General features: G+C 32.0%; 17 protein-coding genes. 14 read left to right on the top strand and 3 right to left on the bottom strand.

Annotated features, from left to right (window positions below):
* The first annotated feature begins 2 nt into the window (after positions 1-2).
* From murJ to CVIC12175_RS04435, 4 genes are read left to right on the top strand one after another with little or no spacing between them, the layout of a single operon-like run.
* On the top strand, positions 3-1,400 hold the full coding sequence (gene murJ, locus CVIC12175_RS04420) for a murein biosynthesis integral membrane protein MurJ (RefSeq protein WP_086256134.1): 1,398 nt from the start codon (positions 3-5) through the stop codon (positions 1,398-1,400).
* Positions 1,387-2,763, top strand: a complete 1,377-nt coding sequence (gene cysS, locus CVIC12175_RS04425) for a cysteine--tRNA ligase (protein ID WP_086257025.1) — start codon at positions 1,387-1,389, stop codon at positions 2,761-2,763. The genes murJ and cysS overlap by 14 nt, the downstream gene beginning before the upstream one ends.
* Entirely contained in the window at positions 2,739-4,493 is a 1,755-nt protein-coding gene (locus CVIC12175_RS04430) for an ABC transporter ATP-binding protein (RefSeq protein ID WP_236861048.1), read from the top strand. The genes cysS and CVIC12175_RS04430 overlap by 25 nt, the downstream gene beginning before the upstream one ends.
* Positions 4,471-5,265 (top strand): RusA family crossover junction endodeoxyribonuclease, encoded by a 795-nt coding sequence (locus tag CVIC12175_RS04435; protein ID WP_086256132.1) that lies wholly within the window; start codon positions 4,471-4,473, stop codon positions 5,263-5,265. Before CVIC12175_RS04430 ends, CVIC12175_RS04435 begins: the two co-directional genes overlap by 23 nt.
* Here the strand turns inward: CVIC12175_RS04435 and CVIC12175_RS04440 are convergent.
* Entirely contained in the window at positions 5,262-6,134 is an 873-nt protein-coding gene (locus CVIC12175_RS04440) for a class I SAM-dependent methyltransferase (protein ID WP_086257024.1), read from the bottom strand. The two genes, CVIC12175_RS04435 and CVIC12175_RS04440, sit on opposite strands and share 4 nt — an antisense overlap.
* Positions 6,135-6,260: 126 nt before the next feature.
* Between CVIC12175_RS04440 and CVIC12175_RS04445 the strand changes: the two genes are divergently transcribed.
* From CVIC12175_RS04445 to CVIC12175_RS04490, 10 genes are all read left to right on the top strand, one after another.
* Entirely contained in the window at positions 6,261-7,319 is a 1,059-nt protein-coding gene (locus tag CVIC12175_RS04445; protein WP_086302279.1) for a quinone-dependent dihydroorotate dehydrogenase, read from the top strand.
* Positions 7,320-8,567: a M16 family metallopeptidase gene (locus tag CVIC12175_RS04450; RefSeq protein WP_086302277.1), complete on the top strand. Its 1,248-nt coding sequence runs from the start codon at positions 7,320-7,322 to the stop codon at positions 8,565-8,567.
* Positions 8,564-9,457, top strand: coding sequence for a 4-hydroxy-tetrahydrodipicolinate synthase (gene dapA, locus CVIC12175_RS04455; protein WP_086276565.1), 894 nt, complete (start codon positions 8,564-8,566; stop codon positions 9,455-9,457). The genes CVIC12175_RS04450 and dapA overlap by 4 nt, the downstream gene beginning before the upstream one ends.
* Positions 9,457-10,245: an enoyl-ACP reductase gene (locus CVIC12175_RS04460; protein WP_086224594.1), complete on the top strand. Its 789-nt coding sequence runs from the start codon at positions 9,457-9,459 to the stop codon at positions 10,243-10,245. The genes dapA and CVIC12175_RS04460 overlap by 1 nt, the downstream gene beginning before the upstream one ends.
* On the top strand, positions 10,245-10,784 hold the full coding sequence (gene pgsA, locus CVIC12175_RS04465) for a CDP-diacylglycerol--glycerol-3-phosphate 3-phosphatidyltransferase (protein ID WP_236861104.1): 540 nt from the start codon (positions 10,245-10,247) through the stop codon (positions 10,782-10,784). The genes CVIC12175_RS04460 and pgsA overlap by 1 nt, the downstream gene beginning before the upstream one ends.
* A gap of 116 nt (positions 10,785-10,900) precedes the next feature.
* Positions 10,901-11,650, top strand: a complete 750-nt coding sequence (locus CVIC12175_RS04470; protein ID WP_086254510.1) for a transporter substrate-binding domain-containing protein — start codon at positions 10,901-10,903, stop codon at positions 11,648-11,650.
* Complete coding sequence (locus CVIC12175_RS04475; protein WP_284939121.1) at positions 11,643-12,305, top strand: amino acid ABC transporter permease; 663 nt, start codon at positions 11,643-11,645, stop codon at positions 12,303-12,305. Before CVIC12175_RS04470 ends, CVIC12175_RS04475 begins: the two co-directional genes overlap by 8 nt.
* A 9-nt stretch (positions 12,306-12,314) precedes the next feature.
* Positions 12,315-13,058 (top strand): amino acid ABC transporter ATP-binding protein, encoded by a 744-nt coding sequence (locus CVIC12175_RS04480; protein WP_086256127.1) that lies wholly within the window; start codon positions 12,315-12,317, stop codon positions 13,056-13,058.
* Positions 13,058-13,933 (top strand): EamA family transporter RarD, encoded by an 876-nt coding sequence (gene rarD / locus CVIC12175_RS04485; RefSeq protein ID WP_086302273.1) that lies wholly within the window; start codon positions 13,058-13,060, stop codon positions 13,931-13,933. Before CVIC12175_RS04480 ends, rarD begins: the two co-directional genes overlap by 1 nt.
* A complete protein-coding gene (locus CVIC12175_RS04490) occupies positions 13,920-14,354 on the top strand; it encodes a hypothetical protein (protein WP_086302271.1) in 435 nt (144 codons plus the stop codon). Before rarD ends, CVIC12175_RS04490 begins: the two co-directional genes overlap by 14 nt.
* On the opposite strand, the gene CVIC12175_RS04495 is transcribed toward CVIC12175_RS04490, so the two are convergent.
* Positions 14,351-15,409, bottom strand: a complete 1,059-nt coding sequence (locus CVIC12175_RS04495; protein ID WP_086302269.1) for a glycoside hydrolase family 3 N-terminal domain-containing protein — start codon at positions 15,407-15,409, stop codon at positions 14,351-14,353. The genes CVIC12175_RS04490 and CVIC12175_RS04495 overlap by 4 nt on opposite strands.
* Complete coding sequence (locus CVIC12175_RS04500; protein ID WP_086256123.1) at positions 15,406-16,296, bottom strand: NAD(P)H-dependent glycerol-3-phosphate dehydrogenase; 891 nt, start codon at positions 16,294-16,296, stop codon at positions 15,406-15,408. The genes CVIC12175_RS04495 and CVIC12175_RS04500 overlap by 4 nt, the downstream gene beginning before the upstream one ends.
* Positions 16,297-16,321 lie beyond the last annotated feature (25 nt).

Raw genomic sequence — 16,321 nt, forward strand, 5'->3', positions numbered from 1 at the left:
AGTTGCTTAAACATTTTTTTACAAATAGTATTGGAATTTTATGCTCTAGAGTGCTTGGATTTATTAGAGATTTAATGACGGCAAATGCTCTTGGCGCAAGTATTTGGAGTGATATATTTTTTGTAGCGTTTAAGCTGCCTAATCTATTTCGTAGACTCTTTGGAGAGGGTGCATTTTCTCAAGCTTTTATGCCAAATTTAATTAAAATATCACAAAAGGGGCTATTTGCTGCTGAGATTTTAATCAAGCTTAGTCTTACTATGCTTATTATTAGCTTAATTGTAATGCTATTTGCCCCACTTGTTACAAAGATTTTGGCCTATGGGTTTAGTGCTGATACTATCGCTCTTGCCGTACCTTTAGTTAGGATTAATTTTTGGTATCTTTTGGCTATTTTTATAGTTACTCTACTCTCATCAATGCTTCAATATAAAAATCACTTTGCTACTACAGCTTTTAGCACAGCACTATTAAATATCTCTATGATAATAGCTCTATTATTAGCTATGAATTTAGATCAAAAAACTGCAGCCTTATATCTTAGCTGGGGAGTTGTAATTGGTGGATTATTGCAAGTTTTATCACATATCATTGCATTAAAAAAAGTAAATTTACTCCGTTTATTAACTCTTGGCATAGCCAAATTTGCCAAAGGCAAAAGAGCTAAAGCTAAAGGTTTTTGGCAAAACTTTGGCCATGGTATTATGGGTAGTAGTGCCAATCAATTAAGTGATTTTATATCTACATTTATAGCTAGTTTTTTAGCCACAGGAGCAATTAGCTATCTATACTATGCAAATAGAATATTTCAGCTACCTCTTGCACTTTTTGCTATTGCTCTATCAACTGCAATCTTTCCAAAAATTACCAAAGCAATTAAATCAAATAATAACCAAATAGCTCTAAATTTATTTAAAAAAAGTTTTAGCTTGCTATTTTTTTTACTACTATTTTCTACTATTGGTGGATATATTTTATCCAAAGAGATTATCTGGCTGCTATTTCAAAGAGGTGAATTTAATACTCAAAATACTATAGAATCAGCAAAAGTTTTACAGATGTATATACTTGGACTTTTACCTTTTGGACTTTATAAGCTATTTTCACTTTGGTTATATGCCAAAATGCAGCAAAAAATTGCAGCCAAAATTGCTATATATTCACTGTTTATCAATACAGCTTTATGTATAATCTTATTTAAGCCATTAGGTGCTAGTGGGCTTGCACTTGCTGGTAGTATTAGTGGTGTATTTTTGTTGGTATATGTAATTTTTGTATTTGGTATTAGGCAATTTTTAGGTATAATCCTTGAGAAAATAAATTTAATTACCATAATTTTATCAGCAGTTTTTGCCTATTTATTAATAGAATTAAAGGACTTTGTATATGCAAATTTATGATACAGTTTTAAAGCAAAAAGTCAAGCTTTCTCCATTAAATAAAGATGAGATAAATATATATGTGTGTGGTCCAACAGTTTATGATGATGCTCATCTAGGACACGCAAAATCTAGCATTAGCTTTGATCTGCTTAGGCGAGTTTTAATAGCTCTTGGGTATAAGGTTAAGTTTGTCAAAAACTTTACTGATATAGATGATAAAATTTTAGCTAAAATGAAATCTAGCAATCAAAGCTTAGAGCAGATAACAACCTACTATATAGATAGATATAAAAACGATATGAACGCTTTAAATGTCTTAAATGCCGATATAGAACCTAAAGCCACAGAGTCGCTTGATGCGATTATAAATTATATTCAAAAACTAGAACAAAATGGCGCTACATATAGACTTGAAGATGGGATTTATTTTGATACAAGTAAAGATGATAAATATCTTAGTCTAAGTGGTAGAAAAGATGAAAATCTCATAGCTAGAGTAGCAAGTAGTGGCACCAAAAAAGATGAAAAAGACTTCGTGCTATGGAAATTTGATGATCAATGGTACGATAGTCCATTTGGCAAGGGGCGACCAGGCTGGCATACTGAGTGCGTAGCAATGATTGAGCAGATATTTGCAAAGATGATTGATATACATGCTGGTGGAGCTGATCTACTCTTTCCTCACCATGAAAACGAAGCTGCACAATGCCGATGCGCAAACCATCAAGAGCTATCTAAACACTGGCTACATAATGGATTTATTCAAGTAAATAACGAAAAAATGAGCAAAAGTCTTGGTAACTCATTTTTTATTAAAGATGCCCTAAATATCGCACCAGGAGAGGCTGTAAGATTTTATTTAATGAGTAGCCATTATAGGGCAAATTTCAACTACGATATAGGAGATTTACTCTCTAGCAAAAAGCGTCTTGATAAAATTTATAGATTAAAAAAACGCTTAAGCGGTATAAATAGCGGTAGTATAGATATAGAGTTTAAAACTGCTTTATTAGATGCTCTAAAAGATGATTTAAACATCTCAATAGCTCTAGCTAAAGTCGATGAAATGGTCAATCAAGCCAATATAAATCTAGATAAAGAACCAAAAAATAAATTGCTAAAATCTACTATAATGGCAAATTTAGATTTTATCAAAGATACCCTTGGAATCTTATATCAAGATGAGTTTGAATGGTTTCAATATGGATTTAACGATGAGCAAAAAGAGCAAATTTCAAATTTAATAAATGATAGAAATATAGCCAAAGCAGCTAAAGATTATGCAAAAGCTGATCTTATAAGAGATAAACTAACAGCTTTAGGAGTTGCTATAATGGATACGCCAAATGGAGTAAAATGGGAGAGAATATGGACGGAATAGTAGAAGTTTTTAGACGATTTAAATCATATTATAAAGAGTATATACCACAATTTGCCATATCAATCATTGGAATGATTATGGCTAGTGTTGGAACTGCGGTTTCTGCTTGGCTTGTTAAACCTGTGCTTGATTATATTTTTATCCAAAAAGATGAAAATTTACTATATCTACTTCCATATGCAATTATAGCAATATATTTTCTAAAAAGCCTTGGCATATATCTACAAGTATATTTTACAGCCTATATCGGACAAGATATGGTAAGGCGTTTTAGACATAAACAACTTGATAATATCCTAAGTCTTGATATGAGCTTTTTTCATAAATATAGAAGTGGCGAGCTTATGAGTAGGATTATGGGAGATATAGAAAGAATTCGCTCTATAGTATCAAATTTAATCCCTGAGCTAGTTCGTGAATTTGTAACAATTATCGGTTTATTGTGCGTGGTAATATATCAAAGTCCTACTTTAGCCCTATTTTCTTTAATAGTTTTGCCAGCAGCATTTTATCCATTATCAAGACTAGCTAAAAAGATGCGAAAACTTAGCCGAACATCACAAGAGACATCAAGCGATATCACATCGGTATTAAGTGAAATATTTGCAAATATTGAGATAGTAAAGGCTAATAGCGCACAAGAAAAAGAGCTTAATAAATTTGATACACAAAATGATAAAATATTTAAATTAAATTTAAAATCTGTAAAAGTAAATGCCCTTGTAAGCCCTATGATGGAGACTCTAGGCTCTGTTGGCATTGCTGTTACTATTATAATTGGCGGACAACAAGTAATAAATGGAGAAATTACCGTAGGTAGCTTCTTTAGTTTTCTTACAGCTCTATTTATGCTTTATACACCAATTAAAAGAATAACTAATATATATAATCAAATGCAAGATGCAGTAGTAGCTAGCCAAAGAACATTTGAGCTACTTGATATGAGCCCAAGTATAGTAGATGGAAATTTAAACTTTCCAAATGTAGTAAATTCAATCACAATTCAAGATTTAAAATTTAGCTACGGAGATAAAATTGCACTAAATGGTATAAATCTTAAAGTCTATAAGGGTCAAATGATAGCACTAGTAGGTAGTAGCGGCGGAGGCAAAAGCACATTAATAAATTTACTAATGAGATTTTACGATCCAGATTCAGGCATAATCTTAATAAACGAAAATGATATAAGCGAATTTAAGATCGATAATCTAAGGCAAAATATCGGTCTAGTAACTCAAAGAGTATATATATTCAACGATACAGTAGCGGCCAATGTAGCATATGGGGCTTTGCTTGATGAGGCTAAAGTTATAAAAGCACTCAAGATGGCAAATGCTTGGAGTTTTGTACAAAATATGCAAAATGGTATCTACACTCAATTAAACGAATATGGAGCCAATCTAAGTGGCGGTCAAAGACAAAGAATAGCAATTGCTAGAGCCTTATATCATGATCCGCAAATTTTAATATTTGATGAAGCTACTAGCGCATTAGATAATGAGAGCGAACAAGAGATAACTAAAGCTATTGAGAATTTAAGCAGCGATAAGATAATTTTTGTCATAGCTCATAGATTATCAACTATTAAAAACGCTGATAAAATCGCAGTTATTAGCTCTGGTAAAATAGCAGGATTTGGCACAGATAAAGAGTTAGAGAGTGAGTGTGAGATATATAAAAAATTAAAGCTTGTAACTATTGAGCAAAATGAAACAAAAAATAGTATATAATGGTAAGCCAGCTAGTATAAATAACAAAAAAGATAATGCTAAAACACTATATCAAAAAAATCTAAGGGCTGCTGCGCTTGAGCAAAATGCTTTTATGATGGATACAGATATATATGTAGATATACTATGGAAACAAAATAGCCCAGCTGATATAGACAATATCATCAAATATACCCTAGATGCGCTAAAAGGAATCTGCTATACTGATGATAGGGCTATTGTTTGGCTTAAAATCCATAAACAGCAGTCCAATCAAGAGCAGTTAATAATCACTTTAAAAAGTAAATTTATTCTATCTAAATTTCTTAAAAAACTAATATATAAAATCATCGCAAAGCCTCTAATAAATTATATTCAATCAAATTTTAAAGATATAATAGATGATGAAAAAAATAACCAAAAAAATACTCAAATTCAACCAAAACCTAAAGCAAATTTAAAACAAAATCCAGCCATCAAACCAAAAAATTCAAACAATAAAACTACGCAAATGCAGATAACTAAAGCACAAAATCAAGAAGATGAAATAGAAAATTTAATTAAAACTACACTAAAAACAGATAAAGATCATATGCAAATTGCATATAATCTAAAACAAACAGAGCTAAAAATATATATCATTATATCATCATCACTATCAAAAAAAGAGAGAAAAGGTATTATGAATTATAGTAACATAAAGCTCATGGAGCTCAAAAAGCAATTAAACCTACCTAAATTAAGCATTCATTATGGCTCAATTCCGCTAAAATCTAAAAGCATCAAACTCTAAACCGATCTCCACACAGCAATTGAAGTTGGATTAAACGGATCAGTCCCACAACTATACTCCAAAATCGCATCTTCAATAATTATATCACCATTTTCTCCAGCCTTTTTGAGCGTTTTAGCAAAGTTTAAATTCCAACCATTTTTAATAAAATACTCCTTATGCTTTTGACTAGCTTCACCCAAACTTGCTATTTGAAATCCAAACGGCTCAGCATGAATACAACGCACAAATGGTGCGATATTTGCTACTACTTTAAACCAATTATCTGGAATTTCTCTTACTTGTTCAATAGTATGACAAGTAAATACCAAAACACGCTCACCAAAATCAAATTTCTTATCAAATTTAGGTTTTAAATGATTAAAATGAAAAAACTCAGCCTTCATATTTGGTTCAATATTTGCCAACTTTCTTGCCATCTCTACACCGCTTTTAGTAAATTCGCCACCAAAATATTTTAAATCTACTCCACCACCATTATAAAATATTTTAAAAAGATTTTGTCCATATCCACATCCTAGCTCCACTATACTATCATAATGCTCAAATGATAAAGCATCAATAATCATATTAACAACTGAAGTATTAGTGTAAAATGGCACAAGAATATTTAAACCATTTAGCGATGTGATTTTATTATGTGGTATATTTGCGAAGTTAAATTTCTGGCTTGGAGAGCTTGCTTTATGCCACTTTAGATCCCCATTTTCATCAGCTCCAAGGTGATTTAAACGCTCTTTTTTATCTAATTCTCCAATTATCTGAAGAGCGTTATACCCCCCCCCATTTAAAAATTCACTCATAAACTCAGCTCTTATAGACCACGCTTTTTCATAGAAATTTTGCCATTTTTTATCTTGATGCGCCATATCTATCCTTATAAATTTATAAAATAGATTATATCTATTTATAGCCCAAAATATCATTAAATTTATTATCATTTATAAGCAAATTTAAGCAAATTTTAGCTAAAATAGCCAATTTAAAGGAAAATTATGGACTATAGTGATATTAAAAAAATTTTTTTCAAACTAAACCCAGAAAATGCCCATAAAATAGCTGAATTTGGAATGAGAATATCTACAAAAATTCCATTTGTTAGTGACTATTTAGTGGATAATTTTTGCTTTATTGATACTAAATTATCACAAAATATTTTTGGGCTTAACTTCTTAAATCCTGTTGGACTTGCTGGTGGATTTGATAAAAATGCTACAATGATTATACCTCTATCTGCGATGGGGTTTGGATTTTTAGAATATGGTACTCTTACACCAAAACCTCAAGATGGTAATCCAAAGCCAAGATTATTTCGTCTAATAGAGGAAAAAAGCATACAAAACGCCATGGGATTTAATAACGATGGCTTAGATAAGATTAAAGCTAGAGCCTCAAAGGTATATCCTTTTAGTATCCCTCTTATTGCTAATATTGGCAAAAATAAGATTACGCCAAATGATATGGCTATTAAAGATTATGAAATTTTGGTTAAAGGGCTTGATAGTTGTTGTGATGCATTTGTTATCAATATTAGTTCTCCAAATACACCAAATTTAAGAGATTTACAAAGCGAGTCTTTTATAAATGAGCTATTTGCTGCCTTAAGTAATTTAACCAAAAAACCATTAATCCTAAAAATAGCCCCAGATATGAGTATAGACTCAGCCATATCTCTTTGTTTAACAGCTGCAAATGCCGGATTTAAAGGTATTATAATCAACAATACCAGCGTTGATTACTCACTTACTACTAAAGCAAAAGATTTTGGCGGTATCAGTGGTCAGCTTATTAAAGATAAAAGCAAAGAGCTATTTAAAGAGGTTGCTAAAGAGCTTTATGGTAAAGCTGTACTTATTAGCTGTGGTGGAATTGATAATGGTCAAGATGCATATGAGAGAATTAAAATGGGTGCTAGCCTAGTACAAATATATACTAGCTTTATATATGAAGGTCCAAGTATTTGCAAAAATATTAATAGTCAAATATTAAATTTAGCCTTAAGCGAGGGATATGAAAATATTTCTCAAGCAGTTGGCGCTAATCTAAGGAGATAAATGCTACCAAAATTTAGCAAAATTACCCTTGAAAATGGGTTTGAGATCTATCATACCCCTTTAAATTTGGGTTCAAATGTTATTAGTATAGATCTTTATTATAAAGTTGGTTCACGAAATGAAATAATGGGCAAAAGCGGAATCGCTCATATGTTAGAACATCTAAATTTTAAAAGTACAGATAATAGAAAAGCTGGTGAGTTTGACTCAATTGTCAAAGGCTTTGGTGGGGTAAATAATGCTAGTACTGGTTTTGATTTTACTCACTATTTTATCAAATGTTCAAGTCAAAATCTTGATACTTCACTAGAACTTTATGCTGATATAATGGCAAATTTAAGTCTTAAAGAGGATGAATTTTTACCTGAAAGAGATGTAGTTTTAGAAGAGCGTAGATGGAGAACAGATAATAATCCAACTGGAATGCTATATTTTAGACTATTTAATCACGCTTTTATATATCATCCTTATCACTGGACGCCAATTGGATTTATTAAAGATATTGAAAATTGGAATATTGCTGATATTAAAGAGTTTTGGTCTAAATTTTACCAGCCAAAAAATGCATTTTTGATGATTACTGGAGATATTGATGAAAATACTGCTTTTGAGCTTGGCAAAAAACACTTTGAAGGTATAGAAAATCGCTGCGAAATACCTACTATGCACTGCATAGAACCTGAACAAAATGGAGCAAAATCCCTAATTATTCGCAAGCAAAGCGATGTAGAGATGATAGCTATAGCATATAAAATTCCTCCATTTAACCATAAAGACCAAACAGCGCTTAGCGCCATAGGAGAGTATCTATCAAGCGGTAAAAGCTCATTGTTTGAAAGAGTTTTAATAGATGAATTAAATTTAGTAAATCAAATTTATGCCTATCCTATGGAAAGCATTGATGAAAATTTATTTATAATAATCGCTATTTGCAATCCAGGCATAAAAGCCAAACTAGTTAAAAAAGAGATCTTAAAGCTGATAAAAAAGCTAAAAAATAGCGATATAGATACTGATGAACTAACAAAAATTAAAAATTGTCTAAAGAGCAATTTTATCTACTCATTAAGTAGCGCAAGCAAGCTTGCAAGTCTGTATGGAAGCTATATAGCAAGAGGCGATATAGAGCCACTTTGGCAACTCTCAGATAGGACAAATGCGCTTACAACGCAAGATATCAAAGAGTGTGCAAATAGGTATTTTAACAAAGATAAATCCACCACAATTATATTAAAAGGAATCAAATGAAAAAAAGTATTTATGGAGCGATGACAGCTCTGGTAACACCTTTTAAAAATGGTAAAATAGATGAAAATGGTTATGAAAAACTTATTAAAAGACAGATAAAAAATGGAATTGATGCAGTTGTACCTGTAGGCACTACTGGAGAGAGTGCCACTTTGACACATGATGAACACAGAATTTGTATTGAGATAGCTGTAAATGCATGTAAAAATAGCGATGTAAAAGTATTAGCAGGTGCTGGAAGTAATGCTACTCACGAGGCTATCGGTTTGGCTGAATTTGCTCAAAATTGTGGCGCAGATGGAATCTTATCAGTAGCACCATACTATAATAAACCAACTCAAGAAGGCATATATCAACACTACAAAGCTATATCTAAGTCAGTAAATATCCCAATCTTGCTATATAATGTTCCTTCTAGAACTGGGTGCGATATACTACCAGAGACTATTATAAGGCTATTTAATGATTGCGATAATATCTATGGAGTCAAAGAAGCAAGTGGCAATATAGAAAGATGTGTTGATATTTTAGCTCATGAACCAAAGATATATCTATTAAGTGGTGATGATGCTATTAACTATCCAGTTTTAAGCAATGGCGGAAAAGGCGTTATATCAGTTACATCAAATCTCTTACCAGATCAAACTTCAGCTCTTACTCACTACGCTATGCAAAATGAGTTTTTAAAAGCAAAAGAGATTAATGATAAACTATATAATATAAATAAAGTTCTATTTTGCGAGTCAAATCCAATACCTATTAAAGCTGCTATGTATATTGCTGGCTTAATAGATAGCTTAGAATATAGATTACCGCTTGTAGCTCCAAGCAGTGAGAATCTCAAAAAGATAGAATCAATAATGAAAACTTACGATATAAAAGGATTTTAATGAACTGTTATCATGAAGAATTTAAAGGCAAAACCTTAGTTATTAGTGGCGGTACAAGAGGAATTGGTAGAGCAATTGTACTTGAATTTGCAAAATATGGTGCAAATATTGCATTTACCTATAACTCTAATGAAGAGATGGCTAAAAATCAAGCATTAGAATTAGAAAAAGAATTTGGTATTAAAGCTAGAGCATATCCTTTAAATATTCTTGAGCCTGAAACTTATAAAGAGCTATTTTTAGAGATAGATAAAGATTTTGATAGAGTCGATTTTTTTGTATCAAATGCAATTATTTCAGGACGCGCAGTAGCTGGTGGTTATACTAAATTTATGAAGTTAAAACCTCGTGGAATAAACAATATCTTTACTGCAACTGTAAATGCATTTGTAGTAGGCTCTCAAGAAGCTGCTAAAAGAATGGAAAAAGTAGGCGGTGGTAGCATAGTTAGCTTAAGCTCAACCGGAAACCTAGTCTATATAGAACACTATAGCGGTCACGGCACAGCAAAAGCTGCAGTAGAAGCTATGGCAAGATACGCAGCTACTGAGCTTGGCGAGAAAAATATTAGAGTAAATGTAGTAAGTGGCGGACCAATAGAAACTGACGCCTTAAGAGCATTTACAAACTATGAAGAGGTAAGAGATGCTACGGCTTCACTAAGTCCTTTAGGTCGCATGGGACAACCAACTGATCTTGCTGGTGCTTGTTTATTTCTATGCAGCTCAAAAGCTAGCTGGGTAACAGGCCATACATTTATAATAGATGGTGGCACTACTTTTAAATGATAAATTTACCAAATTCTCTAGCTATATTTCGCATACTCTTAGCACCGCTTATGTTCTTTTTGCTTTTGCATATTAGAGATAATAGCGATGCTATAGAAATTAGTTGGCTTAATTACTTTTGTGCTTTGACATTTGTAGTAGCTAGCATTACTGATTTTTTTGATGGATATATAGCTAGAAGCTGGAATCAAAAGACAAAACTAGGTGCAATATTAGATCCACTAGCTGATAAAATGCTGATTCTAGCAGCATTTTTAGGTTTAATGATAATAGATAGAGCTGATGCATGGGCAGTATATATAATTCTTGTTAGAGAGTTTTTCATTACTGGATTTAGAGTCGTAATGGCTAGCGAAAATATAGATGTGAGCGCATCTATAGCTGGCAAGATTAAGACAATAATGCAGATGGTGGCTATTGGATTTTTAGCTATGCAATGGTGGGGTGGCGAAATTTTACTTTGGATTTCTGTTATTCTTACCTTATATTCAGGATATGAGTATATACATGCTTATATTAAAAATATTAAAAATATATAATTTTACTATATTTATATTTTAATTAACTATAATATAGGCTTTATCTAAATTATACAGTTTTTATTGACTTATTAATATATTTTAGATAAAATTTTAAATAAATTTAAGGAGTAAATATGAAAAAAATAATATCTTTTTTATTTATTAGTATTTTGATGATCGGATGCTCTTCTAATAATACCAACAAAGATAAATTAAGAGTCGCAACAGAAGGAACATATAATCCATTTTCATATCATGATGCAAGCGGCAAACTAGTCGGATATGATGTAGAAGTAATCACTGAAGCAGCCAAAAGAGCTGGATTTGAGATTGAATTTCATGAGACAAATTGGGATGCTATATTCTCAGGATTAAATTCAAATCGGTTTGATATGATAGCAAATCAAATAAGCGATGCGGACCCAAAAAGAGCTCAGCTTTACACGCTAAGTGATCCATATATAGTTACTTCAGCTGCTGTTGCTGTAAGAGCTAATGATAATAGCATTAACTCACTAAGCGATATTAAAGGTAAAAATATTGCTCAAGCAATGGGTAGTAACTACTATGAGATTGCCATAGAAAATGGGGCAAATATTGTTTTAGTTGATGGATTAGCACCAGCTATTAAAGCAGTAAGTCAAGGTAGAGCAGATGCCACTATGAACGATAAACTTGCTATCTTAAACTATATCAAAACAACTGGTGATAAAAATATCAAAGTCGCATTTAGCGCTGGCGATGGCACAAGAAGTGTATTTTTATTTAAAAAAGAGTTAACTGAACAAAGAGATAGAATCAATAAAGCTCTTGAATCTATGAAAAAAGATGGAACGCTAAAGCAAATTTCAGAAAAATATTTTGGAATAGATGTTAGTGAGTAATTATATTGAGGCATTTTTGCCTATGATTAAGGGGGCTATTTTATATACAATCCCCCTTAGTATTATATCTTTTATTTGTGGTATTGCAATAGGTGTTATTGTAGCGCTTATCCGTATCAATCACAGCAAAAATCCACTATCAAATTTAGCTAAGGCTATTTGTCAGTTCTACATCTCTATAATTCGTGGAACACCTCTACTTGTACAGCTTTTTATAATATTTTATGGCTTGCCAAATATTGGCATAACTCTAGATCCATTTATTAGCGCTATTATTGCTTTTAGTCTTAGTATTGGCGCATATAGCAGTGAAACTATTAGAGCTAGTATTTTAGCCGTACCAAAGGGACAATGGGAAGCTGGATGGAGCATTGGACTAACTAATAGCGATACTTTTATTAAAATTATTGCTCCACAAGCACTTAAAATTGCTCTACCAACCCTATCAAATACATTTATTGCACTAGTTAAAGATACATCACTAGCATCAGTAGTATTAGTAGCTGAACTATTTCGTCAAGCTCAAACTATCGCCTCTCAAAATTATGAATTTCTAAGAGTTTATTCGCAAGCTGCTCTTATATACTGGATTATTTGTATAGGTCTTGGCTATTTGCAAACTCGCCTTGAGGCAAAATTTAGCAAGCATCTATAAGAGGAAAATATGCTACAAATAAGAGATATAAATAAAAAAATTGGCTCTCATACCATATTATCAAATATTAGTTTTGATATTAAAAAGGGTGAGATAATTGCAATTATCGGGCCAAGCGGAAGTGGCAAGACTACACTTCTTCGTTCATTAAACTATCTAGAGATACCAGATAGTGGAATTTTGGAATTTAGCGATGGTTCATTAAAAATTGATTTTAAATCCCATCCAAGCAAACAAGAAATTTTAAATTTAAGACGCAAAATGGGAATGGTATTTCAATCTTATAATCTTTTTGCTCATCTAAATGCTACGCAAAATATTACTCAAGGATTAATTAGCGTACAAAAAATCAATAAAGATAAGGCCATTAATATCGCCCTATCTTTATTAGAAAAATTTGGCCTAAAAGATAAAGCAAATGCCTATCCTAGCTCTTTAAGCGGAGGACAGCAGCAGCGTGTAGCAATTGCTAGAGCTGTTGCTTTAAAACCAAATATTTTATTGCTTGATGAGCCTACAAGCGCACTTGATAAAGAACTAGTAAGCGAAGTTTTATCCACGCTTAAAATGCTAGCAAATGAACACCAAACTATGATTTTAGTCACTCATGAGCTTAAATTTGCCAAGGATATCGCTGATAAGATTATATTTTTAGAAGATGGCAAAATAGTTACTATTGAATCCCCAAAAGAGTTTTTTGGCTCGCAAAATAATCCAAGAATTCTCAAATTTATAGGTGATCTAAACTACTAATGCAAGCAACACAAAAAGGATTTATCCTAGCTTTAGCTACATTTATTATGTGGGGCGTATTTCCGATATTTTTTAAATTCATTGAAGGAATTGCAGCTACTGAGGTTTTAGCTCATAGGATTATATGGTCAGCTTTAATTTTGCTAGTTATACTTATAATTACAAAAAGATTAAACAGCGTCAAAAGAATAGCAAAAATAAAAAAAGTTACCCTAACCTTAGCCATTACAGGCGCATTAATTGCTAGTAATTGGGGAGTATTTATCTATGCAATCAACCAAAATGAAATTTTAGCAACTAGTCTTGGATACTTTATAAACCCTCTTTTTTCCATACTTCTTGGTGCTATTATATTAAAAGAGGAGCTAAGTCCTGCTTTAAAACTCTCAATTTTTATCGTATTTATTGCTATTGGAGTTCAAATTTACGCTATTGGCAATCTACCGCTAATATCTATCATACTACCATTATCATTTGCGTTATATGGACTTTTACGCAAAAAACTTGGGGTAAGAACATTTGAAGGGTTATTTATCGAAACTATTATTTTAACGCCTTTTGCTCTACTTTATTTACTATATCTAGCTATAAATAATAGCAGTGAATTTGGGATAAATTTTAATGGAATTATGCTATTTTTAAGTGGGTTTGTAACTATACTACCACTACTTACATTTAATGCTAGCACCAAATATCTTAAACTATCTACAATTGGATTTTTGCAGTATATAAGCCCAACTTTAAGTATGATTATTGCAGTTTTTATATATAATGAGACTTTAGATTTTTATAAAATTATTAGCTTTGCACTCATATGGATTAGTCTTGCAATTGCTACAATTTCAAATTTAAGGAGAAAAAATGGCACAAAATGATTTAATTATAATGGCAGTTGCTGTATTAATTGTAGGAGTAATACTCTATAAACAGATAAATAAAGTAACACAAAATATCACAAATGATGATGAAAATCCAAATTTAGCCTATTCTAAATTTTGTGATGCGATAGACAATCAAATAGATATATTGCGTCAAAATACCCAAGAAGATATGATATTAGAACCTAATAAAAAAGATGAAATACTAGAAGCTTTAAGCGATTTTAGTAAAGAACTTGTATTTATTGAGTCTTTAAATTCAAAAGATAGCACCCAATGGCAAAGCAAACTTTTTGCTCTTCTTAGCAGACTTGATAGTTTTGTAGAGTCTAATTTTATAAACGGAGAACAGCTTGCTAGAAGCATTAAAGAGAATTTAAAAGGTGAGTTTAATAGACTTGGGCTAGATAGAGATTAAAATCTAGCCTTTTGAGCAATTATACGATTATACGCATCAATAATTCTAGTAATCTCTATTTTACCACTTTTAACAGAGTTAAAAATTGCATCATTTAAAGCTTTTATAGAATTTGTTTTATTATAAAAATACTCACTTACTAGCAATATATCTACTCCAGCATTTACTGCCTTTATAGCATTTTGCTCAAGCGTTCCGCCAAGTGCTTTCATTAGCATATCATCGCTTATTACAACGCCTTCATAATTTAAGCTATCTTTTAGTAAATTTGTAACTATTTGGCGTGAGAGCGTAGCTGGATTTACATCATCGATTGTCGGGATTATCATATGGCCAACCATTATAAATTTAGCTTTTTTACGCTTAATTAATTCATAATACGGCCTAATCTCATCAAAATCAAAACTATCTACTACAGTGCTAGTCTTATGCGTATCAGATGGGGCATTGCCATGACCTGGAAAATGCTTTAACACACTAGCAACACCTACATTATCAAAAGCTGATATAAACTCACTAGCATATGCAGTTACTTCACCTGCATCCTTGCTAAATGCTCTTTGTCTTTGACCAATTATAGGCGATATATCATTATGAAGATCAACTACTGGAGCAAAATTCATATTTATTCCAAGATTTTTAAGCTGAGTTGCCATATTGGTATATAGCTTATTAGCACTATTTAGATCTAACTCACTACCAACCTTATAAGCTGATGGAAAATGTTCAAAATCGCTAAATTTATTAAATCTACTAATCTGCCCACCCTCTTCATCAATAGCTATAAAAAGAGGATATTTAGAACTGGCTGAATTTAAATATTTGGTTAAATTTTTTAACCCCTGTTTGCTACTAATATTTCTAGCTAGTAACATTACTCCACCGATTCTGCCGTTTTTAATATCAAGATGAAGCTGCCTAACCCACTCATCACTAGAGCTACTTCCATTAAAACCTACCATAATCATCTGACCGATCATATTTCTTAACTCTTTATCACTTGGTGTGCCAAAGAGTGAAATAGTAAAAATAAATAGCAAAATAATCTTTTTCATCGTCGTTTTAATAAATCCTTTAAGGCCTCTTTAGCATTTTTGCCACCTAGCATATCAACTACTTGACTAGCAATTGGAGTATAAATCGCTTTTTGCTGAGCAATTTTAGTAATTGCATATGCTGTAGCTACACCTTCAGCCACCTCTCCAATTTGAGCTAAAATCTCATCAAGACTAAATCCACTAGCTAACCCAAGACCAACTCTATAATTTCTAGATAATTCACTACTTGCAGTTAAAAATAGATCCCCTGCTCCACTAAGACCTAAAAATGTATCACTCTTAGCACCAAAATGCTCACCAAATCTAGCCATCTCTACTAATCCTCTAGATATTAAACTAGCCCTAGCATTTTGCCCAAGACCAAGACCAGCACATACACCGCCAGCTATAGCAATCACATTCTTATACGCGCCACAAATCTCAGCCCCTATAACATCGTCGCTAATATATGGCTTAATAAAACTTGGAAAAGTGCTAGCCCAAATTTGAGCTAACTCATCATTTTCGCTGCTTATCACTAAAGCACACGGCAATCCTTGTATAACTTCGCTTGCAAAGCTAGGACCGCTTAAAAATGCCAAATTTTCGCTTGGAGCAAATTTAGAATAGATCTCATGTAAAAACTCTCCACTAATCGTATCTATACCTTTAGAAGCTACTAATATTTTTTGATTCTTTGCTTTAAAATTTGAGCGTAAAAACTCATGTGTTTTTTGAGTTGATATACTAAAGAGCAAATAGTCGCACTCTAGCGCCTTATCCAATTCTACAAAACCTTCAATATCACGCTTTGTTCGAGATGAGATAATGCAATCATTATTTATTTTAAGTGCTGAGTATAAAGCCTGCCCCCATTTACCAGCACCGATTACTGCTATTTTCATATCATATTATCCATATTTATACATT

Source organism: Campylobacter vicugnae, from assembly GCF_002139875.1.
GTDB lineage: Bacteria > Campylobacterota > Campylobacteria > Campylobacterales > Campylobacteraceae > Campylobacter > Campylobacter vicugnae.